At 65.0% G+C, this 2,815-nt stretch carries 3 protein-coding genes; all 3 read right to left on the bottom strand.

Annotated features, from left to right (window positions below; genetic code table 11):
• On the bottom strand, positions 1–1,396 hold a 1,396-nt coding region (locus LQV45_RS24115; RefSeq protein ID WP_230009152.1), incomplete at its 3' end, for a bifunctional diguanylate cyclase/phosphodiesterase.
• A 28-nt stretch (positions 1,397–1,424) separates the two neighbouring features.
• Positions 1,425–1,934, bottom strand: a complete 510-nt coding sequence (locus tag LQV45_RS24110; RefSeq protein WP_230009151.1) for a hypothetical protein — start codon at positions 1,932–1,934, stop codon at positions 1,425–1,427.
• Positions 1,931–2,467 carry a hypothetical protein gene (locus LQV45_RS24105; RefSeq protein WP_230009150.1) on the bottom strand — a complete coding sequence of 179 codons (537 nt, stop codon included), beginning with the start codon at positions 2,465–2,467 and terminating at the stop codon, positions 1,931–1,933. The genes LQV45_RS24110 and LQV45_RS24105 overlap by 4 nt, the downstream gene beginning before the upstream one ends.
• Positions 2,468–2,815: the final 348 nt, after the last annotated feature.

Raw genomic sequence — 2,815 nt, 5'->3', positions numbered from 1 at the left:
CGCGCAGGACTTCCGCCTGTTCCGCCGTCTCGATCCCCTCGGCCAGCGCCTTTAGGCCGCAGGCGTGGATGAGGTGCAGCACCGCGGCTACGAAGTCCCGCTGTTGCTCGTCGTCGCCGAGGCCGCTGATCAGGCTTCGGTCGATCTTGACCACGTTCACCGGCAGCTTGCGCAGGTAGCTGATGGAGGAATAGCCGGTCCCGAAGTCATCGATCTCGAGCTGCACGCCGAGCCGGCGAAGGCCGTTGAGCGAATACTGGTCGACGTCGCCGCCGTTGACCGCCATAGACTCGGTCAGTTCCACGATCAGGTTTGATGCATCCACGCCGGTCTCCCTGAGGATGTCCCGCACATGTTCGATCAGCTCGAGGTTTTGCAGTTCGGTGGTGGAAATGTTGACCCGGACGTTAAAGGTGCTGTCCACCTGCAAGTCCTGCTGCCATTTGCGCAATTGGCGCACTGCATTGCGCAGCACCCAGTGGCCCAGGTCCACGATCATGCCGGTTTCCTCGGCCAGGGGAATGAACTGGTCCGGCATGAGCAGACCGCGCTCCGGGTGGTTCCACCGGACCAGCGCCTCCACACCCTCGATCCTGCCGGTCGCGAGGTCCACCACCGGCTGGTAGTGCAGGGTTAGCTGGTCCTGCCGGATGGCTTCGCGCATTTCCGTAATCATCACGCTCTGCAGCCGGCGTGCGTACAGCAGGGCCGGCTCGAAGACTTTGATACTGCTGTGCTGCTGCGCCTTGGCCGCGTACATGGCCGTGTCGGCCTCCATGACCAGGTCATCGACGGACTGGCCGGGTTCCGCGATCCGCAGGCCGATGCTCGTTCCGCAGGTGACTTTCAGGTCCCCGACGTCGAGGCTCTCGCTGAGTGCCTTGAGGATCCTGTTCGCTACCCTGCGTGCCCGGACCAGATTGGACTTCGGCAGCATGACGGCGAATTCGTCGCCGCCAAGGCGCGCCACGGTGTCAGTCTCGCGGACGGCGTCCTGGAGCCGGCGTGCGATGGCCCGCAGGACGTCGTCGCCGGCGCTGTGCCCCAGGGTGTCGTTAATGCCCTTGAAGGAATCGAGATCCAGAATCAGGAGGGCCGGCGGCATTTCGCCGCGCGAAGACTCCGCCAGGGCATGGCTCAGGACCGAGTTCAGTGCCGTCCGGTTGGCGAGTTGGGTCAGTGGGTCGGTCAGCGCCATGCGTTCAAGCTCCACCTGCGCCTCGCGCAGCATGGCCGTGCGGCTCTCGACCCGCTCTTCCAGCTCCTGGTAGATGGTCTGCAGGTCATCGGCCATCAGGTTGATGCCGGCGATGACGGCGGCGACGTCGTCGCGGGCTCCCGAATGCGGGATCCGGGTGCTCAGATCGCCGCCGGCGATCCGCACGATGCCTTCCACGAGGGCGTGCAGCCTGGGGTCCGGTGATTCATTCTTCACGGGTGTACTGCCTTAGCCACTCAACGGCCGCGGATTCGGAGGTGAAGAACTGGGCCGGGATCGTCTCGCTTCGGGACCGCAGGAGGTAGTGGGCAATGACCCGGTCCACCGGGCTCTCGCCCACCAGGGCGAACGCTGTCGCCGCTATGGAACCGCTGTAGACCCGGCGGGCCTCCATGCTGACACCGACGACGCCGGTGATCACCAGGAGCACCGGCGTCCGCCGTCCCGCGGCGAGCGTGCGGACGATGTCGCCGGCGATGCGCGCCTCCGGACCCTCGATCTCCTGGTTGGCGGGCAACAGGACCTCGATGATTCCGCCGTCGATCATCCGCACCCCGATGCTACGGGCGGCACCGCCGTCGGCGAGCGCACCGTCGGTCACCCGGGCCGCGATGACCGCCGCCGCCCCCAGAACGACGCCGGCCGCGGCCGCTGCCGTGTCCGGCAGGCCCTCCGGCAACCGCCCCTCGGGCCCGGCCAGGGCCTCGAGCGTCATCGGACCGCAATTCGACGGCGGCGGTCCGCGGAGCCCCGGAGGTCACGGTTCAGCCGTCGGTCGCCGTGATAGAGAATCGTTTCCCAGTCGACTTCCTCGGCTGTCTTGGCAATCACGGGACTCTCCTTCACTTTCTTGGGCCTGGGACTGACATACAGCCAGTTAACCACCCCGAGGAAGACATCCACCGCGGAGTTGAAGACTCCGTTGGGGCTGAAATGGTCGCGGAGACCGCGAAGGGCTCCTTGGCGGACCACATACATTAGGGTCGAAAGCGTCAGGAATATTACGACGACTAGATAGGAAATCGCCCCAACCCGACGCCCGCGAACTGCGTTCGGGTGGTCGGCGTGCGCTTTCAGAGCGGTGGAAATAATGTAGTTGGTCGGAGCGGTCAGCGAGGTGAGAATTCCTAGCCGAACAGTGACCATTTTGCACATGAACAGTCTCAGACGAACAAGCGACAGCGCCCCGGGACGAACTTCGGGCCCCCACTGACGGGGCCGGAACGCAACCTTTTGTTCGGTAGTCACGCTGTCCGCACCGAAGAGCGGCAAGACTCGCTGATTTAACATTCGTCCCCGTATGACTACAAAGTCTGCATACTGGCGCGTTGATGGAAAAACCCACACGCCCGCACCGGGATGTTCCGGTGGGTGCCCTCATGATAATGCAAGGTCAGACCCCTGCCGGTCATCTGACACCCTGAAGCCTGCCTCAGCGGGCCTGGGCGAGCTTGCGCGCCGTGCGTTCGTGTTGGACCCGCTGGGCGATGACAAGGCCGGCCGCGGCGACGCCGACGGTGATGGGATAGCCCATGAGCCGTTCCAGGGCACCGGGTTCCGGCACGTGCATGCCCGTCAGCCCGCCCGCAATGAGCG

Source organism: Microbacterium sp. Bi128, assembly GCF_918698205.1.
This window is presented reverse-complemented; position numbering and strand designations above follow the sequence as displayed.